We start from the raw sequence: 22,634 nt of genomic DNA, 5'->3' as shown, positions 1-22,634 counted from the left end.
ATAATGGGTGATAACTCATCGGAAGGTTTCGACTGCTATCTTTCTTCCGTCAGTATGTACGGTAATCGCGCCTTTATCCTTTGTTATATAAACTATACATTCCTGATTTTCCAAACGGTCCAGCAAATCCGGATGGGGATGCCCGTAGCTATTCTTTTCAGCACAGGAAATTAACGCAAGCTGCGGGTCCAAAAGCTTAAGCAAGTCTTCGCCCGTTGAATTGCCCGAACCGTGGTGTGCCACTTTGAGAAGAGAAATAGGGCCTTGCAAAATACTGCTTTTTTCTATATACCTCTTTAACTCTTCTTCCCCTTCTCCCTCCACATCGCCTGTAAAGAGGGCCTGAAAGTTTTTGTAACGCAGATATAAAACGAGAGAATATTCATTCGCATCCAACGTATTATAATCTTCATAGGGATGAAGGCAGGTAACTCTCATTTCGCCGTTTTCAAAAAACTGTCCTCTGCTCATATACTTCACATCGATGCGGTGTTCCTTCGCTTCCCTTATCAGTTTCTCATACGCTTCACTCCTGGCACTTTCTCCGATATCCGGCAGAATCAAATCCAAAATTCTTATTCCCCCTTTATCAGAGGCTTCCATAAGCGTTTCTATCCCGTTATAGTGGTCCCCGTCTGCATGGGTGACAAAAACCGCTTCCAGTCTTTTCACTCCCTGCGATTTCAAATAAGGAAGTAACTGGTAATTCCCCACATCACTTTTCGATGTACTTCCGCCGTCGATCAAATAGTGCATTCCTGCCTCGCTCCTTATGTATATGCCGTCTCCCTGACCAACATCCAAGACCGTTATGGAAAGCGCGCCGTCATGCCGAAACATCAACAAAGCGAGGGCTGCGATTATCCACTGTATCTTCCACCAAGAGGACATTTTTTTCCCCACAGCAGATAAGATGACAAGCATGAGAATATATACCTCCACCTGCCAGCGCTCCGGCTTCCCGGCTATGATATTTCCGTAGGAAGCTTTTTCGCACAGCATACAGGACTTTTCATAAACCCAGAGAATAGCTGAATTGATATATGCTGCTTTCCGGGCAATAACGGGTAAAAAGCCTCCTGTCAGCATGCAAAACATTCCGTTATACATAACAATTGTTGAAAGGGGGATTACAATAAGATTTATGAGAATAGAACAGATCGGAAATTGATAATAAAAGACAAGATGGATGGGAAGCTGCACTAGCGCGACCGCTGCGCCTGAAGCAAGCGCTTGCCGCATCCTATGGACACTTTTCCATAGCTTTCCGACGCTCCCCCGCGGCTTCCTATCCTTCTCCCATAGCACCGGCGTAAGCAGGCAAAGCGCCGCAATCGCTCCAAAGGAAAATAAAAATCCGCTGTGCTCCACATACCTGGGTTGTTCTATGAGAAGGAGTACAGCCGCCAGAGAAAGAGCGGTCATCATGTCATAAGTCCGGCCTATCATGCGGGCGACAAAATGCAACCCGAACATGACGATAGCCCGTACCGCCGACGCTCCCATTCCTGTCATTATCCCATAGCACCAGATCACCCCTATGCATATAAACACGTTTAATTTATTGGGTACCCTAAGGCTCATAAGCAGTTTATACAGTCCCATCCCGATTATAGAAATATGCATGCCCGTCTGAATCTTTATAATAAAAACAATATAGCTTTTACCAAAAAAATAAAGGAGATATCCCCACTAGGATATCCCCCTACCCCTTCCATTTTTATAGGGTAACTTTGCTTCTTATATGTATCTTTCTTTTCATAGAATGTTAAAATCACTATAATGTAGTTTCTAATTATTACCTACCTATAAACACCGGAAATTAGTGGTGGAAGTGACTCGCCATCGCTAAAAATTCTCTGGATATCTAACTTTTCCGAACTTAATTTCATTGCTATGTTAGTTTGTAAAGCAATATTCGTTGAGACTTCAGCAAATAATTTTTTTACTACCCCCATAGCATACCATCTATTATAATAAATAGATAAATCCATTATTAAGAATAGAACTTCCGCTTTATTCTCTATATCACTTGACATATGAAATATTTTTGAGCCACAATCAGTAATAAGATCTATATAACTAAACGGCCAACCTCCTTGATTCCAGTATTTACAAATACTTCTAACAAGCCCTTGTGCAAGTACCAAGTTTGAATTTTCAAAAGTTGTATAAGACTGCATGTCAATATTAGAAAAAAAAGTTTCTGTTTTTTCCTTGTCCGTGTGTTCCTGAAGTTTCAAAGCTAATTTAAAAATATCTTCCTGACTCACACTATTTGTTGTTATTTTCAATAGCATGTCATCTATCTGCTGAGATTCGCTTTTCCCCATTAGTAGATTATATACGTCATTAACAAACTTTTGTAACTCAGCAATGTTACTAAATCGTTCTTCTCTATTCTGTTTGGTACATTTATCAATAATCATTCGTATACTTGGATTTATGTTATTACTATTTCCATAATTACTTACAATGTCTTCGATTATTTTTCCCATTGCATATATATCAGTTCGATAATCAACATCATGACTATTAATCTGCTGTTCTGGTGAACAATATCTATATGTTCCAAAAACTGTTGCTTTAGTAAGCGTTGAAGATGCCGAATTCATTTGTATTCCAAGACCAAAGTCTGTAATTACAATATCAGAGTTACTATTTACTAATATATTATCTGGCTTTAAATCTCTATGAATGACACCCTCTGAATGTAAATATTGAAGTCCTGTTAGTATAGAATTAATAACTATCAATTGTCTCCCATAATCATTAAAAATATGAGGTATTAACGATGACAATCCTTCTTTATATAGTGGCATAATATAGAATTTCTTTTCCGCAACAAGGTTACTGGCAATTAGTTTTACAACATTTGGATGATTTAGTCGGCTTAGCAATCGAACTTCTCTTTCAAAACGTTGAATCCCAAATTCCGTATTATCCTTTAAACTCTTTATTGCAAATTTTCTATTATTTTCATCTTCACACTCAAATACCTGACCAAATCCACCTTCGGCTCCAATGGGCCTAATAATATTATACTTCATGACTCCCCCCTTAGTTAATTAATAACAACCTACTCTTTACGTTCTTTTACCATCAATCTATGGTAATCGCAATTTCTTCATTTTTCTTATCAGTACACTTTATTTCGAGAATTCCTGAAAAATAAACAAAAACCTGATATTCGTTTGTATATTTACCATAATAAATTGACTCATATTTCTTTGGCCATAATATATCTACAAAAGAGTAGTTTGTTTCAATTAGTGTAACAACATTAAGTTCTTGCTTAAATACCACCACACCATTTTTCATTACTCTAACTATTGCTTCATGACTTCCCCAGTGTTCATCGGCATCATGAATATAGTCTGATATTGCATACTGCGATGTTGAAAATTGTTCATTAGAAACCTTTTTTGCCATCTTCTCTCCTTTAACTTATTTCTTTATGTTGACCGTTTTGCCAGTATTTCTTATTTATCGTTTCACTCTGTTTCTTATTTCGGATTGCAAATATGGCTTAATGGAATTTAATATAATGGCTCTCGCCTTTTTTTCTTGTAGTTCACTAATTCTCCTCTTATTAAACATATCCAACATAAAATTATAATCATTAAATTCATTATAACTATTATGTTTTGTTGGTAAAAAAGCGCCTCTATCATATAAGGCTCTTAACAGTTTTCTTGAAAATAGTTCAGATGACAATTCAATGAAGTGATTATTCTCTACTGCATGTAGTAGTTTGAACATATCCTCTGCAATTAAAGTCTCTTCTACCATATCTCCACGTTCAAATTTCTTTATACATGAACTACCAATAGGATATAAGTAGTTGTTGGTTATCATATTATGTATTTCATATAAGTAGCGCAAATTTTCTTTACCACAAATACAACTTTGGCTACAACTTTCATCTTCTATACAATCAGTTATCTCCCATTCATTAACAGCCTGTGACCATGCATTTGCGTGTGATTCATTAATTACTTTGATTATTAAATTTTCTCGGTATGCAGATGCCATAATTTACCCTTTCTGCAAAAAAACTATAATGGATACTCATCATATGTTTTCTCATCCAAAACCCTTCCGCTTTTTTTCTTGTTTCTTCCACCCCATTGTTTGAAAAAGAAAGGTACTCCTTCCTTTTTACATAAGTCTCTAATCTCGATTACCCATTCTTTCTTAATTTCTCTAGAGTTGGGACCTGATTCGCCACCAACTATAACCCAATCAATGTTCTGTAAACTCATTGTTGCTAAACTTCCCAATAATGGCTCACATGAAAGGAATTTAGTTGCAGAATTTGTTTGTCTCAAACAGTTAATTCTCTCCAAATACTTATCGTTTTCTACTGTAGTTCCCATCCATATATTCTGTGTCCAATTTAACAGTCCTGCTTGATCCATTCTTAGTAATCTATCTGGTCTCTTTGTTAACACTTGAAATGTGTGCCACTGTGCTGCATTCATAGTATTAAATATTTCTATAATATCCCTGTCTGAAACACTACTGTGAAACAAATCTGACATTGAATTAACGAAAATCATCCTAGGTTTTCTAACCGTTAATGGCATATTAAAAAGGTCTCTATGTACAGTCACTTCAAATTCATTAATATATCTTGGATTTCCCATGGCTTTTAATCTTTTTGCCATTCTAGCGGCATAACAGTTCTCACAGCCATCTGATAATTTAGTGCATCCCGTTACCGGATTCCATGTCATTTCTGTCCACTGTATTTTGGTTTTATTCATAATATCCCCTGTCTAAAGAACAACGCTATTTTTTGTAAATTTTACTCCAAATGTTTCTTTAAGTTCATTTCTTATCTGCATTTTATATCCATCTGACGGAAATATAGGGTGATTTTCTAAATGAGCATATATTTCTTTAAGTTGAACTTCACCACGTCCTTGATACTTATCATAAACATATTTTGCAATATCATAAATGGTGTATACACCATTTTTTGATTCCTGTTTTATATTTCCCGTATCAAAATCAAGACAATACTGTCCTTTCATTATTGAGGCAGTTGTGCGCTTAACCGCTGATTGTCCATCAAATGTATCCCACGCTATTTTCTTAAATAATATGGTTCCTTTTTTATTCCAACTAAAAAAAATCAAGTTGTACATTAACTGGTTTGTTTGAATATAAAATGGGAATGAAGCAATATAATACTTTTTATTACCCGAATATATACAAGAATCAATGATTGTCGTTATCATCTTTTCTAATTCTTCTCTATTATTGGATTTCTCGCTTACTGCAATAATTTCATCAATACTATGATGATACGTTTTTTCGTATTTGGCTATTTTTTCTGACTTCTTTACTGTTTTTGCTCCTCTAATGGGATCAGAAACCATGTGATTAATAATAACCTCCCCCCATATATTAAAAAATGGACTTAATGCCACCCAATCTATATCAGCTTCATAGGGGTCATAAAAAACTAAGGTATTATGTTTCAAAAAATCTTTTTCAGCAAATGTTCTTAATAAATCATTTGCATCTTCATTACTATAAAATATGGTAACATTATTTAGATCTAATTGTTCTATAGCCGTTTGCAAACATTGGATTTTTTCATTATCTAAATCATTAAAATACAGAATTGCCTCTTTTTTGAAATAACTATTTATTTCGTTAATACTTTTTGCAACACGAATTGCAGTCCCTTCAATCAGTTCATTCTTTCCACTATAATACTTGCCTCGATTGCACATACAATCTATATATACCAGACCTTTTGATTCTCCATATCCAAGAATTTTTCTTGCCCATCCTTCGATATAGGTACTAACTAATTCAAACTTTTTTATTGTATGATCAGCACATTTCTCATAATCCTTCATATAATTCCCCCATAGACTTACATAAAAGTATTAACTAATTTTTATTTTATCATAGGCATATATTCTTTGCAAAATTACACACCCTTCCCAATATGATTGCTAAAAACTCAGCCTAGAAATGGCAACTCAAATAAATATATGAGTTGCCATCAAATATTAATATCCAATCTCTATTGAAGCGTTGGAAGCATTTAACTTAACACTGCTAATGCCATTTTTACAAGCATCTTTACTAGAATACCCTTCCGAAGCTAAGATTTTTTCACCATTTGATGCTTTCAAACGAAAGCGGAACTTTGAGGCCATATCTTTATAAATCTCAAATTTGGGATTCTTTTTTGTTTCATTCAAAGTTTGATCTTCAATCTCCGCACTGCCTGCATTATTTTTTACACTTGCAATTCCGTTTCTGCAATTTGCTTCTGTAGTATATGCTTCACTGGTTCCAATCGTTTCTCCATTTCCTGCTACCAAATGAAATGTATACCCCGCCTGCACTTTCTTTATAACAAATTTAGCCATAATTCTTCCCCTTTCGATAAAATGTATAAGTTCTATACCAAATTATACCATTTCAGAGCGATAATATCTACTCATTAATTTAGTGGGGATCAGATTTTAATTTTACTTCCATCCATAAATTCAAATTCAAACTCCTTCGCACCAAACACTGTGACCTCTATGACTGTCAGCTGCGCAAGTTCAGATACATATGCCTCCAATGGTGGTTCTGCTGTTATTTCAATCATCTGGTTTGCCCTTACTCTCTGAAGCGGTGTTCCTTCTTCTATCATCCTCTCCCATTTTTTCATATACTTTTCACGATTAGCTGTTATCCTGTTCATTGCCTTTACAAACCCTTGTTCCAGATTTCTGACATCCACAAATTCATTTTTGCAAGTCAGCTTACCGTCTGAGCGATGATTGCTACACTGCCACTGTGCAATTCCCCTTGTTTTCCATGTGTGTCTCCCAAAAACATGTCCACACAGATCGCAGTATAACTTATTTGTGAATGGATTACATTCCGCTCCATAGTTATAACTTTTAACTCCATGTTTTTCCCGAAAGACTTTTCTCCGCTCCAGTTCCTCCTGCACCGCATTCCATGTTTCTTTATCAATAATACCCTTGTGACTGTCCTTCACATAAACCTGTGTAATTTCGCCTTGGTTCTTTACTTGCCGCTTTGTAAGGAAATCTGCGGTGTAAGTCTTTTGAAGTAAAGCATCTCCCATATGCTTTTCGTTTTTTAGAATTCCAAGCACTGTTGAAGCATACCATTTTGTCTGTCCCAGGCATCCCAAAACATTGTCATCTTCCAGTTCTTTGGCTATTTCCTGCGGATTCAATCCCCATAAAAATTCTCTATAAATTCTCCGAATGGTCTTTGCTTCCTCTGAATTAATGACCAGCTTTCCATTTTCATCCTTGTCATATCCAAGGAATTTAAATGTATTAAGATGAAGTTCCCCGTTCTTAAACTTTGTTCGAATGCCCCATTTGCAATTTTCTGAAATATTTCTGGATTCGTCCTGTGCAAGAGAACTTAAAATGGTAAAGAGCAGTTCACCAGATGAATCCATTGTGTTGATATTCTCTTTTTCAAAGAGTATACCGATGCCTAAGTTCTTCAGTTTTCTCGAATACATCAGACAGTCCTGCGTATTCCTTGCAAATCGGCTGATGGACTTTGTAATAACCATATCTATTTTTTCAGCCTCGCAGTCCGCTATCATACGCTTGAATTCCACTCTTTTTTTCGTATTGGTTCCCGAAATGCCCTCATCCGCATAGATGCCCGCCATCTCATATTTTTCGTGCGTTTCAATATATTTTGTATAATAAGCCACCTGTGCATCAAAGCTATGAATCTGATCTTCCTGATCCGTAGACACTCTGCAATATGCTGCTACCCTCAGTTTTTTAGTCTGTCTGACATCCTGCCGTATTTCTGCCCGGCTTTTTGCCGGAATAACCGTAATGCTTTTTCCCATGCTTATCCTTCCTTTCTGATATATAAACATCTGTAGTAATGTCAAACCTTCTGATTACCGAATCGGGAACTCTTACTCCTTCGCAAAATGCTTTTCCTTTACGCTTATAACCGCCACATATCCAAATGACCTTATTTCCCTTCTGAATATGCCTTGTCAGCTTACTTCCACATATGGCACAATGGATTTTGGATATATAGGGATAGTTGTCTTGTGTACAGGGTGGTGCTGTTGTAATATACTCCTTTTGCTTATTTCTGCGTCTCCATGAAGATTCCTTTGTATAGGAAAACTGCTTAACGCCCTTGCTTCGATCCGCTACTTTTATAAAAATATTCTCATCAAAGTTCCATTCCCTGATTACTGAATCAGGTACATTGATTCCCTTGCAGTATTTTTTTCCATACCGTTTCACTCCACTGCAGTCCCAACATAGTCTGTTTCCATTGCTGTAGATTCTGTGATACAAAGGCTGTCCGCATTCTGCGCAGAATATTTTGTTCCTATAGGGATAATTTTCTTCTGAAAAATCCTCCACTATGGAACCTGTTGCAAGATACTCCCTTTTTTGATTCAAGCCATCCTGTGCCCTCTGCCACAGTTCCCTGCTGACGATTGGCTGATGGTCGTCTGTAATATACCACGCATTTACTTCCCCGCGATTTTTGACCTGTTTGCGTTCCTCATTCACATAGCTTTTCTGCATAATATAGTCGCCTTCGTAAATTTCATTTTCAATCAGGCGAAATACCGTAGAATCAATCCATTTTACTCCACCAACTGTCAGCACCCCATTCTGATTTAGAATACGCTTAATGGCAGCTGCAGTATAACCCTCTGCTGCCATTTTATAAATCTTTTTGACCCATTTTGCTTCCGTCGATTCTGGCACAAACTTCCCAGCTTCATTCTTTGTATATCCAAAAGACCGCTCCAGATATTGCACGGGAATTCCTGCTTCATACTTTCGTTTGTAGACCATCTTGGCTCCCATACTTCCACTTTCACTTTCAGCCTGTGCAAATGCCGCAATGATAGAAAGCATAAGCTCACCTTCTCCAGAAAGGGTATTAATATTTTGCAGTTCAAAAAAAACACCGACATTCAGTTCTTTCAGCTCTCTTGTCGCTTTTAGAACGATGGCGGTGTTTCTTGCAAATCTGGATACGGACTTTGTTAGTATCAGGTCCATCTTGCCTTTTCTTGCATCTTCCATGAGGTGTTGGAAGCCTGGACGCTTTTCCTTATATCCCGATATGGCAAAGTCACTATAAACTCCTGCGTATTCATAATCAGGATTACTCTGTATGAAACCTTTATAATAGGCTATCTGATTATCCAGTGAATTTTCCTGTTCTTCTGCATCTGTGGATACCCGGCAATAGGCACACACTCTTTGTTTTCCCTTTCTTACCGTGCTTCCTTCGATAATTTTTATCTGCACCCTTCCTCCTCCTTTCTTCCTTGGTAGTACCATATATCACTCTTTTTACCAATAATAGCAAGTGGAAAAACGACCTTTCATCTTCTTATTATTGGTCTTAAAAGAACAAAAAACAGGCCGGATGAAGTATTTCCACCCAGCCTATTTTATTACCGCTTTTGCACATATACCCCGTTACCGTTCTGCAGGCAGACATATCCGGACGGTGTCTTTGCCCAGTATTCCTTTTGTGATATTTTCTCAATGGTCTGTGCTGTAAAAATAATATCTTTCACATAAAATGCCAGACCCGTGGTCTTTTTCTTCCTATTCACATTCCGTGCAACTACGGTCATTTCTTCGAACTTCTTCTGTTCAAATGATGTCCCGGGGCCGGTTCGCACACGAAGTGCGGATGCGGTAACTCTGTAATTCCCTGTGGTATATGCGAACACCTCATTAGATACAGCAACAACCTGTCCGATTACCTTTACATCATACTGTGTCAGATTGTAGTTCTTAATCAGGTTCTTCAGATTTGTGGCATAAGAAAGCGACGTTGCCCACCCGTCCTGTCTGATGAGGTCACAGGCAAGTGAAGAATCCGTTACCCCCTTCAGATTGCTGTACCGCTTATAGCCTGAAAGAAACAGATAATACCCCCTGATGCCCTCTTCGGTGTTGGCATATCTTCTGAACTTTGCCGTAATCGTCACATAAGAACCATCTGCATTCTGTTCTTTTGTGTAATACTCCTTGTAATCACAGCCACAGTTTTTCGTCCACTTCATTCCAAAATAATTATAACAGTCTCTTGACAGACCGCTTTTTCCCCATGCACTTTCGAGGATTGCCTGAGCAATGGTCAAAGACGGAAGAATGCCGTAGGTCTTGTAATATGACACTGCGGCATTCCCAATCTGCTCTATAAATTTCTTCTGTTCATCCGTCATCACTTTTCTCCCTTCCGGATCTCCTGAATCTGAGCCATGACATCTTTCAGTTTCTGTGGAACAGGAAGTCCCATTTTGGTTACGTTCTCTAAAATGGAAATTCCCTCATTTGACAGATAGAAAAAGATAACTGCAGTCCTCATGGCTGAGCCCATGTTCATGACCTGAGAATCTAAGACATGGGCAATACCAACAAGAAGGAAAATAATAATCTTCTTTGCAATTCCTTTAAAACCCACCGCACTGCTTAACTTTTTTTTGTAGATTGCCACCAGTACCCCGGTAATATAGTCTACTACCACAAAGGCAACCAGCGCATACAGCAGTCCGTCCATACCTCCTAAATACCTCCCCAGCATAAGACCGATTGCCGCAAAAACATAATTCATCCTGCAGATCATTTCCTTAAAATACATATTCTTGTCCTCCTTTTGACAATAAAAAAACACCCCTATGGTGTTCTTAACAATCTTTAAACGCATGCTACATAGGTAATCGTGGCTTTTCCATTACCTTCATTCTTTCCCTGTTCCGTGGTTGCCGGATAATATTTTTTGTTTCTTGAAAAGCTGGGAACTCCTCCGATATACCCAGAACCTCCTGCCCCGGATTGTCCACCCTGTCCCACTGAACCGCCATATAAACCTCCGCCGCCTCCTGCATATCCGTAGGAATAGTTCGTGGATTCTCCATACCCAAAGAGTGATGTAGTAGCTGCTGAATTGGACGTTTGTCTTCCGGCAAGTGCGCCGCCGGAACCATTTTCTCCATTTTCTCCACCTCCGGCTCCGCCATGATTGCTCACTCCCTTGGCATATTGAAGGGACGCACCCCCTCCACCTCCTGCAACAATTAATACCGTTGCCAAGCTCGCATACGTGACAGATTTCAAATCACCGGCCTTTGTCCCAATATGGGTACATCCGCCACCTCCTCCATTTATACTTTGAGGATAGGAAGTATTCGTTGTTGCGTAGGAACTTCCTGATGAACCTCCATTATATCCATAATTTCCATATGAAACCGACGCAACTTTTGGAGCACCACCACCAATTGCAATATACAGTTTAGTTCCCTTTGTCAGATATGCATATCCGTTGGAATGCCCACCTTTTCCACCTTTCGCAGTCTGTTCCTGATATTCAACAGAACCTCCCTGACCTCCAAAAACATCAAGGTTATACACCCCGTTTGCCGGAACAATAAATTCAAAATAACTGCCCGTAAATACAAACTCATACTTCTCCTGAATCCAGTTTGCATAAAGAACAGCGTCCTCTGAAAAATCAGCCGTACTTCCGGGAAGAACAGGTTCTGTCAAGGTATCGGAAGTCCATCCGATAAAAGCATAGCCTGTTTTCTTGAAGCTGCACTCCGGCAGTATGGTACTTTCTCCGTATGCATTTCCATTATTATAAAGAACTCCTGTTTCGATATTCTCCATATCTCCCGTGCCACCACTGGCAAAGAACGATACTTCAGCCTGCTTTATAAACACGGCATATAAGGAAAAAGGTTCATCGGTTGCAATAATCAGTTCCTTTAATACCTTTGCATCTGCCGTGTTGTCTTGTCTCCAACCGATAAATTCATATCCGTTCAGTGTCACGGGCGGTGCTGTTTTAACGGCATCTGCTCCATCCTCAACTATCTGTGACAGGACATAATCGGTATCAATCTGATACGTCACCTTCACTCCATCGGAGTAAATCTTATTCTCTCCCAGATAGATTCTGGTAATCTTCTGTGTGTTAGCATCCTCATAACACATATAAATGACATTAGAATCATACTCCGCAAGTGCCCTATAATCAGTCAATGCCGTCATTTTTATCGTCAGATTCCCAGAGTTGCTGAGTACTGACTCCACCTGTCTTGTAAGAGCATCTACCTGATTGTCTAGTTTGGTCAATGTCGATAATGATCCATCCAGCTCTCCTATTATGTTTCGGGCAGTAAAGACTGCCGTACCGTCCAACACCTTATCCCCGACTTTCGTAATCTTTACATACCCCATAGGTTCGACTACTCCCGTAGTACCCGCCTGTGTACAGTACAGGGTAGCCCATCCCGGAGCACTGCCATTAGATACCATATCTCCAAGGCTGTAATTGACTGACCTTTCGAGACTGACTCCTCCACCTCCTCCACTCCCGCCCTTTAGCAGGGAGAATACCTGGATCAAATCAGTGAGTTCCGTTGATGAAACCGTGAAGTTGGCCAGTTCCAAATCATAGGATGAATTGTTATAATTCACGTTATTGTCAGCCATAAGAGTGGAAAGGATGACTGCTGTTTCCGTCATGATTTTAATTGGCTCATCCGCATTGGATAGATCCATATGAAGATAAATTCTCCCATTCAATGTCTGTCCTGTATCAGCCAGCCTAACTGGGACTTCCGTTTCATACATCTCGAAGAACCTTCCACGAATCATACCAAACCCCTGCGAGATATGAAGCACATTTCCTCTTGCATAGGACACTTCACATCCTCTGAAAATACCTGCTCCCGGAATGGATGTCTCATGGATAATGGCATCATCCTGTGGTGTAACGTTCCCACCCTTAAATGTTTTCAAAGCTATATTAGCGGCCATTCTCATTCCTCCTTAAAATCTTTGTAAGGTCAAGCCTTACCGTTCCAAATATCAATTTAGTTTCACTTCCTGTCTCCCTGCCTGTCAGAATGCTCCGGTAGCTCACTCCGTCAGAAATGATGTTTACTACCTGACCGAATTCCATCTCTTCCGGCTTTATGAGGCTGTCTCCCTTTATCATGGTCAGTTCTATCAGATTGGAATAGGCAAGGTTTGCAAATTTATCATAAGCTGCCTTTATTGCAACACTGTCAAAACTGCTCCCTTCTTCATAGGTCAGTGACTTCATCTCACAGATTACCGGGGTGATTCTGTCTTCATTCTTGGTATCATACCCAAGGTCGGAATGTAGGTAGTAAATCTTTTTAGTCACATAATCATTAGCATCCAGAAGCACCAGTTTGTTCACATCTGCGTTCACTCTTTTAATAGTCACACTCTTTTTGATAATATTGGGAAGGTCGCTTTCAATCATAATGACTCCGCTTGCAATCTTCCCTACTTTGAGATTGACCTGTTTATTCTGTACATCCAGTTCCGTTCTTACTAAAATTCCATACTTCGTCAAAGCCGGAATGATGATGGAACTTAATAAATTTACGATATTGTAATGTCCGCCTTTATCGGACGGAGTAATGTGAAGCCCCCAGTCCACAGTCCCTGACACTGCTGTTACCGTCAGCCCTTTGATATTCTGCAGAGAATCCTCATGGTTAATAAACATCTCTCGGATACGGTCACAGATGAAAGATTCAAATGTTCCCACCCCCTGTAAAGTAGTGTCAAATAATACATCCGTATTCAATAACTCCATCAACGGCTTAAAGGATATCTGTTGCAGTTTCTTTGAGGAAGCCGTTCCATAAGTGACTTCCGAAATTACTCCTGCATATTCTTCCTTCCCTCTGCTGATGCGGATATAGTCCTGTTTCTGTATACCCGGTATGGCTATTATGGTTATGGAATTCTCATCAGAAGAAAGGTAGTCCTCTTTGTAAGCCATTTCGTTCACATTGGTATTACCGACCATTACAAATCCCTGGGTAAAAATTTCCACGTTATACGGTCTCATAGCTGATTTTTCCCTCCACCACCATATTGGCGGCATTCAATCCGTCATGTACGACTGAAATACGGTTCAACCCATGCTTTAGCAGAAAAAACCTCTCTGTCGTGAAATCACACATCTGGTACCTGTCCGCTACTATCTCATCTCCGCTTCCCCGCTCCGTGATGCTGTACGGCATCGTTGTCGTGTCGACTACAAGTTTTCTGCCATCTGGAATTGTTCCGCTGTAGGCTCCCGTCTCATAAAGTACGTTATCCACGTAATGTTTCCAGACAGGATTGACACAGGGACCATAGATACTGATTCTGCACGGACTGTCCACATAACTGTCTGAATCAATCAGCAGAGTATTCTGTGAAATGTCGGCATAGGCATACGAATAAACATAAGGGTATATCTTTCCACCGATATAAAGAGTGTCACTGTTTTTAGCCACACCCTTATAAAATAGGCCTGTTGCAATAAAAGACACTTCACAGTTCAGACCGATTCCACCATCCATGAGTTCACCTTTTTCTATTTCCAGAAGCCTTACGGGAACCCGGTATTCTTCGTCCGGCTGATAAACAAGAGTTAAGGGCGTTGCCCTAACAAATCTGGTAAACTCCCTGTATTCCTGATAAGCTCTCAATCCTCCAAAGAAAATGAATCCTTTCAGTTCTCCCTGAGAAAAGATTTCCTCAAGTGGAATGAAATCCGTTCCTATCTGTTTAAACTGGGTACTGTCCTTATACCCGAATCCCCCGATGGAATGGAAAAAGAATTCCTTTGAATTAAGGTCAAAATATCTTCCTTCTCCATTCATAATCTTAAATTTTCTCATCATAGATATGCCTTTCCAAGCTGGCGGTTCAGTCCGTCAGACAGTTCTCCTACAAGAGTTCCGGAATCAAGGACTATCTTGGAATCAGCCATCTTCGGCAGATATCTTGATAGTGTCCGATTCATGGCATCCAGTCGGCTGTTGATTCCTGCGCTGTCTTCTGTTTTTTCACTCACACCGCCTGTATAGAGCATGGCTCCCGGTACTTTTTCCATTATATTTTCAAGTCCCATCTTCTCCATGCTCACTGCCTGAATGGATGGAACAATCGTCATATCCTCTGTTACCATCTTTACTGCTTTTTGAATCATTCCTCTACTGTCACATATGCCTTTTGCAAGACCTCCCATGAAATCCGGCATCCATGATTCGTAGTCAGTCAGTGGACCTTCATCCGGCACGGAAAAGTGAAGAAATGACTTAATGGTATCCGCCACATTGCAGACGGCATCTTTTACATGACCGATGGCACTTTTGATACCGTCAACGATTCCCATAATGATATCCTTGCCCCACCCCCATGCCTCGGAAGCCAGATGAAGGATATGTTCCTTTACATTATTGAATCCATTCCGGACTGCTCCAAACACATTTGACATGGCACTTGATATGCCGGATACAATACTATTAAACACCAAATTTACGGCATTCTTAATACCGTCCAGTACGGAAGATACAGCATCCCTAATGGCATTCCAAATTGAAATCATCGTATCCTTAATTCCATTCATGATGGACACTACTGCATCTTTGATGGTATTCCATGCTGAAATTGCAACATCCTTTATGGCTGTAATAGCTGATGATATAGCGTCCTTTATGGCATTCCAGATAGAGACTGTAACATCCTTAATGGCATTCATGACTACTGTTACGGCATCCTTTATGGCATTCCACGTAGTCGTCACCGTTTCTTTTATGGAATCCACAATCGTTGTAATTACCGATTTAATGGCATTCCATACAGACTCAATTACGTTCTTGATGACATCCATGGCACTCGTCACTACATTTTTGATGGCATTCCATGTTCCTTCCATCACTGACCGTATTGCATTAAGAACAGTGGATACTACATTTTTGATTCCTTCCCATGCCGAGCTGATAAAGTTTGAAATGGCTGCCATAACAACTTCTATTACATTTTTGATAGCATTCCATACAGTTTCTACCACAGTCTTTATTACAGTAAGAGTCGTGGTGATAATCATCAAATAAAATTCAAATCTTGCCGTAATCAGGGCCTTAATTACATTTAGAACCGTTTCGAATATGGCTTTGATTCCATCCCAGATGGCACTAAAAAAGGACTTCAGTCCTTCCCAAAGTCCCTTCGCAATATTAGCGATTGCCTCCCAGATTCCTTTAAAGAAATCTTTCAGTGCATTCCACACTGCCACGGCTGTTTCCTTTATTTCCTCCCACAGGTTTATCCAAAACTCACGAAAGCCGTCACAGTGATTCCATAGCAGAACAAAGATAGCTATCAGTGCTACTATGGCGGCTATAATCAGACCGATTGGATTGGCAAGCATGACTGCATTCAATGCCCCAAATGCTGCCGTTACTGCATGAATGGCTGTTCCGATTGCCGGAACAATCGTCATAATCGTTCCCACAGCTGATATGACTTTACCGATTATGATAAGAAGCGGAGCCGCCACGGCTATCATACCGCCAATCACCAACACTGCTTTCTGAACCCCAGGACTTAAGTTTGTAAAAGCATCCACTGCAGCCGTAATCTTTACAACCAGATCTGTAAGGAACGGAATAACATACTCCGATAGCTTAATGGCTAATGACTCTAACGCTCCGCCAAGCTGTTCCACCTTGCTTTGTAGGTTATTCTGCATGACGGAAGCTGTCTGACCAGCAACTCCATTACAGGTATTCATGGAAGTCGACAACGCATCATATTCACCCTGTGTCAGATTCAAAAGGGAAAGTAGTCCTGACATTCCTTCCTTACCTGCCAGTGCGGTTGCGTAATATGCTTTTTGGTCATCCGTCAGTCCTGAAAACTTGGTACGCATAATGGTAACAATCTCATTTAAGGACTGAAAGGAACCGTCACTGTTTGTGATACAAATATCCAGTTCCTTCATCGCACCTGCTACTGTCTTTGAAGGCTTTGCCATGTTTGCAAGTACTGTTCGTAAAGAAGTACCTGCCTGTGAACCTTTGATACCTGCCATAGACATGGCGGATAGTGCGGTCGTAACATCCTGAATGGAAAGTCCCATTGACTGTGCCATTGGTGCAATGTATTTATAGGACTCTCCCAAGTCCGTGATGCCGATGGTGCCGGAATTTGCTGCCTGTGTCATAAGGTCTGCTACGGTCGCCGAATCCTTTGCAGAAAGGCCGAATCCTGTAATGGCATCAGCCACAATGGTTGCAACTGAACCAAGGTTCTCTCCTGATGCCGCTGTTGCATCCAATACCCCTGCCATACCATCAATAATCTGAGTGGTTGACCATCCGGCTTTCGCCATCTCAGTCATCGCTTCCGCCACCTCCCCTGATGAGAAAGAAGTACTTGCGCCAAGATCGATAGCCGTATCCCTCAGCTTTTCAAAATCAGAACCCGTTGCTCCGGTTATGGCCTGTACCCCGGACATGGCTTTTTCAAAGTCAGATGCCACTTTAATTCCTGCCACTCCAATACCTGCAACAGCGGTTGACAGCGGAAGTAATGACTTACCGACCCCTTCTATTTTTCCTCCAATGTTCTGAAAGGTAGTTCCTACGTTGGCTATTTTCTGCAAGGCAACGGCAGAGGCTCCTGCCTGTGATTCCAGGCCTTTTAACTTCTCCTCTGTTTCAATAATCTCTCTTTGGAGGGCATCATACTGTGTCTGCGTGATTTCTCCATTGGCAAGAGCCTGATTTGCCTGTTCTGCTGCGGTCTTTAGGGTTGCCAATCTTTCCTTTGTTTCTTTGATAGCCTCCGCAAGCAATTTATGCTTCTGAGCAAGAAGTTCTGTGTTTCCCGGGTCAAGTTTGAGAAGTCTGTTCACGTCACGGAGATTCCCCTGAGTTGTAGACAATGACCTGTCCACATCCTTAAGTGCCGCCGTTAGCTTACTGGTATCTCCACCTATCTCTACGGTAATCCCCTGTATTCTTTTACTTGCCAATGCTGTCACCTCCGTTTTTGCAACAAAAAAGGAGCGTGTCCGCTCCCATGTAATAAAAATAGCACCTACCATTTCCGGCAAGTGCTAGTGGGTTCTATTCATCTAGAAAACTTTTATTTCCAATCTCAGACACATTTCTTTTAATTCCTCGATCACAGGCTTTCCAAATAACTGTTCTCCTGCATCCATAAGTCTGGCAAAAATCACATTATCTGCGGTACATATCCCAGTTTTACTCCGTCATCATCTTTAATTACGATTGCCTTTGTATCATATTGATTATTCGGTTCACGAAAGAAACTCAATCTATCATCAACATTAAAATGAGGCTCTGTCTTTTAAACCAATCATTTCTCTGCGGCACTATGCTGTCTCTTCACACATACAAAATATTACCCCTATGGTCCCATAATGGAAAGCAAATCACAATCAGGATTATTTTCCATCATTTTCTTTATTCTTGCAATAAATCTATTATAAAAGTCAATAACAACATCCCTATGCATCTCTATTGTTTTAGAAGTATTCTTTCCTTCCACATATTCATCGGAATCCACATCCACCATATAGAAGATGGAAAACTTGGATTTAATCTCATTCAGATAAGTATCATCATAATGATCCCTCAACAGAATGGCCGTCTTTTTCATATCATCCAACATCTTATTCATGGTCTCATACGTGTAGAAATTATGTTCCAGATACCACTCGAATTGGTTATTCTCTGCTTCATCTCCATATTCCAAATTTCTCCTGTAATTATAGGTCAGTTTGGAATCATAGTATTTTAAAAAGAAATATGCCAGGAAGCATTCAACATCCCCTTCCTCAATTGATATTTCTTCATCATATTCCCTGACATCTTCCCACTTGATGGATTCTGTTGTTTCAATTCTTACCGGTTTTATCCAAAAGTAGGATGAACCGTCATGTCCTTCAATAATCTCTATTTCCATAAGTGCCTCCAATAAAGACAAAACATTCACTACCCCTGAATTATACCAAACAATAGAACGCTTCTCAATCAGAACCTGTCAAAGTCCTCCTGTGTTGCAAGGGTTGCATAATTACAGTCATCGTTGCTACTCTCCGCATACATATCATTAATCAGACCTATCGACAGCAGTTCTAAATCTGCCATCGATAAGCCTAACTGTGTGCATCTTAGAAGAAACAGCGGGGTTGTCATTTCCCGCTCGGAAGGACGAAGTTTTTTTTAGATGCAACGTCCGTCTGAATATTCAGCCCCCATAGTTCTATCAGCTGTGGAAGTATCTGATAGATGGAAAAGGTATTAAAAGAATCTAGCCACTCTTCCAGGTTGTCCGGGATGGATGCATCTGCATGTTTTGCCATTACGAATGCAATATTCTCAAACATCTCTAAACTGAACATATCAAGACTTGATTCCTTTTCATCCGACTGGCCGATAGATTTCTCCAAGGCTTTTAAATCCTTGTAGATATCTCTTTGGAATTTCAGTCTGTAAATACGGGGAATGGCGGCACTCGCTTTGAATGCCACCTTCTGTCCGTCTATTTCAATTACTTTCATCATACCCATGTCCTATCCCTCCATTATGATGTTGGTTCTTCCGTCGGCTCTTCCGGCTCAGGTGTGTTCGGCTGATAAACGGATTTGTACCAATTGTTATAAACAGAGGCCTTGGTACTGTCCCCGGTCTTTGCCTTAACAAAGCCGGTGGCAAGCGGCCTTGCCTTAACGGTCAGTGTTTCCGTCTGTACTTCTCTCCCGTCTTCATTGGTCTTTGCAGCTATGGATGGCCTGGATGCAGAGCAGTTATACATGACGTGACGGATTTTCTTCACATCACCGTCAAACTCAAATAACAGGGCAAATTTGCCTGTCTCACTGCTTGCATTCTCCACAAGGACATTATTGGAATCAGTTATCTCCATAAGAACCCCTGTCCTGAATTCCTCTGGAATCATCGCAACTTCCAAATCTCCATCGTAGCCCTGATTATTATTAATGACATAATACTCAATGCCGTCTGCATAAAAGGATTCCGGTTCCCCCTGCGGATCAAGGGAAATGGATACTGCACCGGGAAGTGCCACGGGTATTCCCCACGTAATCGTACCGTCTGCATTCTCTATAACCAACGCATAATGCACGTTACTGATATTAAACTTTACTTTATTCTTTTTTGTAGCCATCTCTATACCTCCATTTCATATAGGACTTCATACATTTTTTCTGTTGAAATCCAAGTTTCACTCTTTTCATAGAAAAAGTTATACTTATCTAACACAGCTTCTACTCTTGCTTCTATTTCCGGGTCTTTGATATCTGTATACAACTCCAAATGAAATACATCCTGTTTGAAATATGCCACCCCGTCTGCTGCAAAATTATCTGCTCTCGGATATCTGTATACAAGAAATGGAGGATTAACAGCTTCCCCTTCTGCATAATGGTCATAGGCAAAAGAGAGACTCATCTCTTTCAACATAGTTGGCACATTTTCCCTTGTCATCACTTAAGGCTCCTTTCAATCGCACTAAGAAGCTCCTTTTCTGCATTTGCCTCCGCAGGTGCAATATGGGGAATGGCTTTTGTCCTGCCGCCTCCACGTTTCGCATGCCCTTTTTCAAGAAGGTGTGTCAGGCGATATCGCCTGTCGGAATGAACCGTCATTTCAAGAGAGGATGCCGTTTCCTTTGTCTTTGTGACCTTCCAACTCTTCTTATAGGCTCCCGTAAGAACAGGAGCGTTCGACTGTATTTCTTGCTTGGTATGCTCACTGACCTCTGTTACTACATTCTTTACATCTTCGGCTGCCATACTGGCATATTCCTCAAGTTCTCGCTTTACAATACTCGGAAAATCATCTATCGACACGTTCTTACCCATGACTACCTCCTTACAAGCTCTGCACGAAACTTTAGACTGTTATGCTTAAAAGCCATATTATCTACAGACAGGATGTTATAAATTCTGTCTGCAAGTAGGATGCGAAATCCATCAGGAACAATCGTGGCAGTTTCCGAGGAATATCGCACCGTAAAGCTGACTTTTTCAGACACCAGCGTCTGACCAGCTTCCTCTGTCTCATCCCCACTTTGACCGCTTACCGTTGCATAACAGGAAAAGTAATCCGTCCATAAATTTCTATGATTTCCTATGGTATCAACCAGTGTTTCATTCCTTTGAAAAACAATGCGGACATTTAAAGCTGAAATATGCATCAGAACACCTCCCTGCGTACTCCAAACAGAAGACTTCGCAAGGTGGATATCAGTTCCTTATGATCCGCCACTTCCCTATGTTCATACAGATAGGACATCGCATACAGCACCGCTATTAAAACTTCAGGGCATTGTGCAGATAAATCCTCTTTTTCTATACGCATCACATCCATTACAATGCTCTCCGCTGACAATATAATTTTATGAATGATCTCATCCTCATCCGAAGAATCCACACGCAAATAACATTTGGCGGTTTCTATTGTCACTATCATACGAACCTCCTAAAAATTCTGGGCACCCGTTACGATGCCCAGAAAAATTTTATGCCCCTGTCTTTGTACCCTTGATATCAAGTGTCTTTATTGCTTCAGAAAGAATCAGTTTTCCATCCACACGCTCAGAGGCAAGAAAACCTACTTGTCCTGTTGTAGCAAAAAGCTCATTCAGTCTCTTGAAACTTCTACCCTGGCGGTCAGCAATCCAGTAATAGGAATAATCACCAAATGCCATGACTCTGTTTCCGGCTGCAATTTCAGGAACAAAAATGGAAGTTCTGTATGGGCGGTTCAAAATTCTGTCCGGCTCTCCCTCTCTTACAGATGGCTGCCAGATATAATTTCCATTTCCATCCTTTAGCTTCCTAATTGCCTTTACTGTGGAATCATTCAAAAGCCATGAAGCCTTGTTTCGATATGGTACACGTAAGCTATAATACAAGTCCATCACATCATCAAATGTAATGGCCGTTGTAGCTGCTGTCACGCCAGTATCAGCTCCATTTGTTTCATGGAAAAGACCGGTCGGCTTTCCTGTACCATCTCCTACAAAGAAGGCTTCTTCTTCCTTTGTTCCAATACGCCTTCCGAATTCCTTGGAAATATATGTTTCTACATTGAATACGGAATCATTCAAAAGTTCATCTGATACCTTAATCATGGTGGCAAGTTTATACGCTCCGATAGATGTCTGTCCAAAAGCATCATCAGAATCCGGGAACTGTCCGTTCTCGTCAATCCACTGTGCGCTTCCCTTGGAAGTCACAATCGGAATCTTACGGTCACCGCCGGAAGTATGGATAACCGTTGCAAGGTTTCTAAAGAATACCTCATCCTCAAGTGCCTCCATAAGCTTCTTTTCATATTCGTCCGGCACAAGATAGCCACCCTCAGAATCTGTACCAATAGTAAGAGCGTTCTGTACATCATAGAAATTCTTCTTTCTCATGCTGTCCCAGAACGCTCTCTTATAGGCATCCGATGCTCTTCCCTGTTTGGTTTCTCCATCCACACTGCCGTTTGGTTTGTTGGTAATTGGAATGCTGGTTGCCTTGGCAAGTTCCGCATCAATCACTGCCTGTCTTTCCAACCTGTCAATTTCCTTGCCGAGGTTCATGACATCATTCTCCATTTTTTCATAGGTGGCTGCATCCTCTGCTGAAACAAAACCTTTATCTGTTCTCTTTGTATCAAGAAATGCCTTTGCAGCCCCCCATGCCTTTGCTCTCTTTTCTCTCAATTCTAATACCTGACTCATAAT

General features: G+C 40.5%; 23 protein-coding genes and 1 pseudogene. All 24 read right to left on the bottom strand.

The window, feature by feature from the left end; genetic code table 11:
• Positions 1–15: 15 nt before the first annotated feature.
• Positions 16–1,638: a DNA internalization-related competence protein ComEC/Rec2 gene (locus CC90_RS0101670; protein ID WP_278245470.1), complete on the bottom strand. Its 1,623-nt coding sequence runs from the start codon at positions 1,636–1,638 to the stop codon at positions 16–18.
• Between the two features lie 164 nt (positions 1,639–1,802).
• A complete protein-coding gene (locus CC90_RS0101665; protein WP_031389102.1) occupies positions 1,803–3,050 on the bottom strand; it encodes a serine/threonine-protein kinase in 1,248 nt (415 codons plus the stop codon).
• A 52-nt stretch (positions 3,051–3,102) separates the two neighbouring features.
• A complete protein-coding gene (locus tag CC90_RS0101660) occupies positions 3,103–3,432 on the bottom strand; it encodes a hypothetical protein (RefSeq protein ID WP_031389101.1) in 330 nt (109 codons plus the stop codon).
• Positions 3,433–3,486: 54 nt separating this feature from the next.
• Positions 3,487–4,035 (bottom strand): hypothetical protein, encoded by a 549-nt coding sequence (locus CC90_RS0101655; protein WP_031389100.1) that lies wholly within the window; start codon positions 4,033–4,035, stop codon positions 3,487–3,489.
• Between the two features lie 23 nt (positions 4,036–4,058).
• Positions 4,059–4,769, bottom strand: a complete 711-nt coding sequence (locus tag CC90_RS0101650) for a DUF5131 family protein (protein WP_031389099.1) — start codon at positions 4,767–4,769, stop codon at positions 4,059–4,061.
• A gap of 12 nt (positions 4,770–4,781) precedes the next feature.
• Entirely contained in the window at positions 4,782–5,876 is a 1,095-nt protein-coding gene (tcmP, locus tag CC90_RS0101645) for a three-Cys-motif partner protein TcmP (protein WP_031389098.1), read from the bottom strand.
• Between the two features lie 156 nt (positions 5,877–6,032).
• On the bottom strand, positions 6,033–6,398 hold the full coding sequence (locus tag CC90_RS0101640) for a YegP family protein (protein ID WP_031389097.1): 366 nt from the start codon (positions 6,396–6,398) through the stop codon (positions 6,033–6,035).
• A gap of 89 nt (positions 6,399–6,487) precedes the next feature.
• Entirely contained in the window at positions 6,488–7,873 is a 1,386-nt protein-coding gene (locus CC90_RS0101635; protein ID WP_031389096.1) for a recombinase family protein, read from the bottom strand.
• Positions 7,803–9,317, bottom strand: coding sequence for a recombinase family protein (locus CC90_RS22045; protein ID WP_157837521.1), 1,515 nt, complete (start codon positions 9,315–9,317; stop codon positions 7,803–7,805). Before CC90_RS22045 ends, CC90_RS0101635 begins: the two co-directional genes overlap by 71 nt.
• 149 nt (positions 9,318–9,466) lie before the next feature.
• Positions 9,467–10,249 carry a glycoside hydrolase family 73 protein gene (locus CC90_RS22040; protein ID WP_035315096.1) on the bottom strand — a complete coding sequence of 261 codons (783 nt, stop codon included), beginning with the start codon at positions 10,247–10,249 and terminating at the stop codon, positions 9,467–9,469.
• Positions 10,249–10,665 (bottom strand): phage holin family protein, encoded by a 417-nt coding sequence (locus CC90_RS0101620; protein ID WP_242843222.1) that lies wholly within the window; start codon positions 10,663–10,665, stop codon positions 10,249–10,251. Before CC90_RS0101620 ends, CC90_RS22040 begins: the two co-directional genes overlap by 1 nt.
• Before the next feature lie 56 nt (positions 10,666–10,721).
• Positions 10,722–12,848: a glycine-rich protein gene (locus tag CC90_RS0101615; protein ID WP_031389093.1), complete on the bottom strand. Its 2,127-nt coding sequence runs from the start codon at positions 12,846–12,848 to the stop codon at positions 10,722–10,724.
• Complete coding sequence (locus CC90_RS0101610; RefSeq protein WP_031389092.1) at positions 12,838–13,920, bottom strand: hypothetical protein; 1,083 nt, start codon at positions 13,918–13,920, stop codon at positions 12,838–12,840. The genes CC90_RS0101615 and CC90_RS0101610 overlap by 11 nt, the downstream gene beginning before the upstream one ends.
• Positions 13,907–14,743, bottom strand: a complete 837-nt coding sequence (locus tag CC90_RS0101605) for a phage distal tail protein domain-containing protein (protein WP_031389091.1) — start codon at positions 14,741–14,743, stop codon at positions 13,907–13,909. The genes CC90_RS0101610 and CC90_RS0101605 overlap by 14 nt, the downstream gene beginning before the upstream one ends.
• Positions 14,740–17,883, bottom strand: a complete 3,144-nt coding sequence (locus tag CC90_RS0101600) for a phage tail tape measure protein (RefSeq protein WP_035315356.1) — start codon at positions 17,881–17,883, stop codon at positions 14,740–14,742. Before CC90_RS0101600 ends, CC90_RS0101605 begins: the two co-directional genes overlap by 4 nt.
• A gap of 203 nt (positions 17,884–18,086) precedes the next feature.
• Positions 18,087–18,191, bottom strand: a pseudogene (locus tag CC90_RS25240) (HIRAN domain-containing protein); the annotation flags it as partial.
• A gap of 90 nt (positions 18,192–18,281) precedes the next feature.
• Positions 18,282–18,839, bottom strand: a complete 558-nt coding sequence (locus CC90_RS0101590) for a hypothetical protein (RefSeq protein ID WP_031389089.1) — start codon at positions 18,837–18,839, stop codon at positions 18,282–18,284.
• 229 nt (positions 18,840–19,068) lie between these two features.
• Positions 19,069–19,446, bottom strand: a complete 378-nt coding sequence (locus CC90_RS0101585) for a hypothetical protein (protein ID WP_031389088.1) — start codon at positions 19,444–19,446, stop codon at positions 19,069–19,071.
• Between the two features lie 14 nt (positions 19,447–19,460).
• Entirely contained in the window at positions 19,461–20,063 is a 603-nt protein-coding gene (locus CC90_RS0101580; protein WP_031389087.1) for a major tail protein, read from the bottom strand.
• A gap of 2 nt (positions 20,064–20,065) precedes the next feature.
• Positions 20,066–20,383 carry a hypothetical protein gene (locus tag CC90_RS0101575; RefSeq protein ID WP_031389086.1) on the bottom strand — a complete coding sequence of 106 codons (318 nt, stop codon included), beginning with the start codon at positions 20,381–20,383 and terminating at the stop codon, positions 20,066–20,068.
• Entirely contained in the window at positions 20,383–20,760 is a 378-nt protein-coding gene (locus tag CC90_RS0101570; RefSeq protein WP_031389085.1) for an HK97 gp10 family phage protein, read from the bottom strand. Before CC90_RS0101570 ends, CC90_RS0101575 begins: the two co-directional genes overlap by 1 nt.
• Positions 20,761–20,762: 2 nt before the next feature.
• Positions 20,763–21,095 carry a phage head closure protein gene (locus CC90_RS0101565; protein ID WP_031389084.1) on the bottom strand — a complete coding sequence of 111 codons (333 nt, stop codon included), beginning with the start codon at positions 21,093–21,095 and terminating at the stop codon, positions 20,763–20,765.
• Positions 21,095–21,370: a head-tail connector protein gene (locus CC90_RS0101560; RefSeq protein ID WP_031389083.1), complete on the bottom strand. Its 276-nt coding sequence runs from the start codon at positions 21,368–21,370 to the stop codon at positions 21,095–21,097. The genes CC90_RS0101565 and CC90_RS0101560 overlap by 1 nt, the downstream gene beginning before the upstream one ends.
• A gap of 49 nt (positions 21,371–21,419) precedes the next feature.
• Entirely contained in the window at positions 21,420–22,631 is a 1,212-nt protein-coding gene (locus CC90_RS0101555) for a phage major capsid protein (RefSeq protein WP_031389082.1), read from the bottom strand.
• Between the last annotated feature and the right edge of the window lie 3 nt (positions 22,632–22,634).

The organism is Kineothrix alysoides (genome assembly GCF_000732725.1).
GTDB lineage: Bacteria > Bacillota > Clostridia > Lachnospirales > Lachnospiraceae > Kineothrix > Kineothrix alysoides.
The sequence above is the reverse complement of the archived record's forward strand: the minus strand, read 5'-3'. Positions and strand labels throughout refer to the sequence as shown.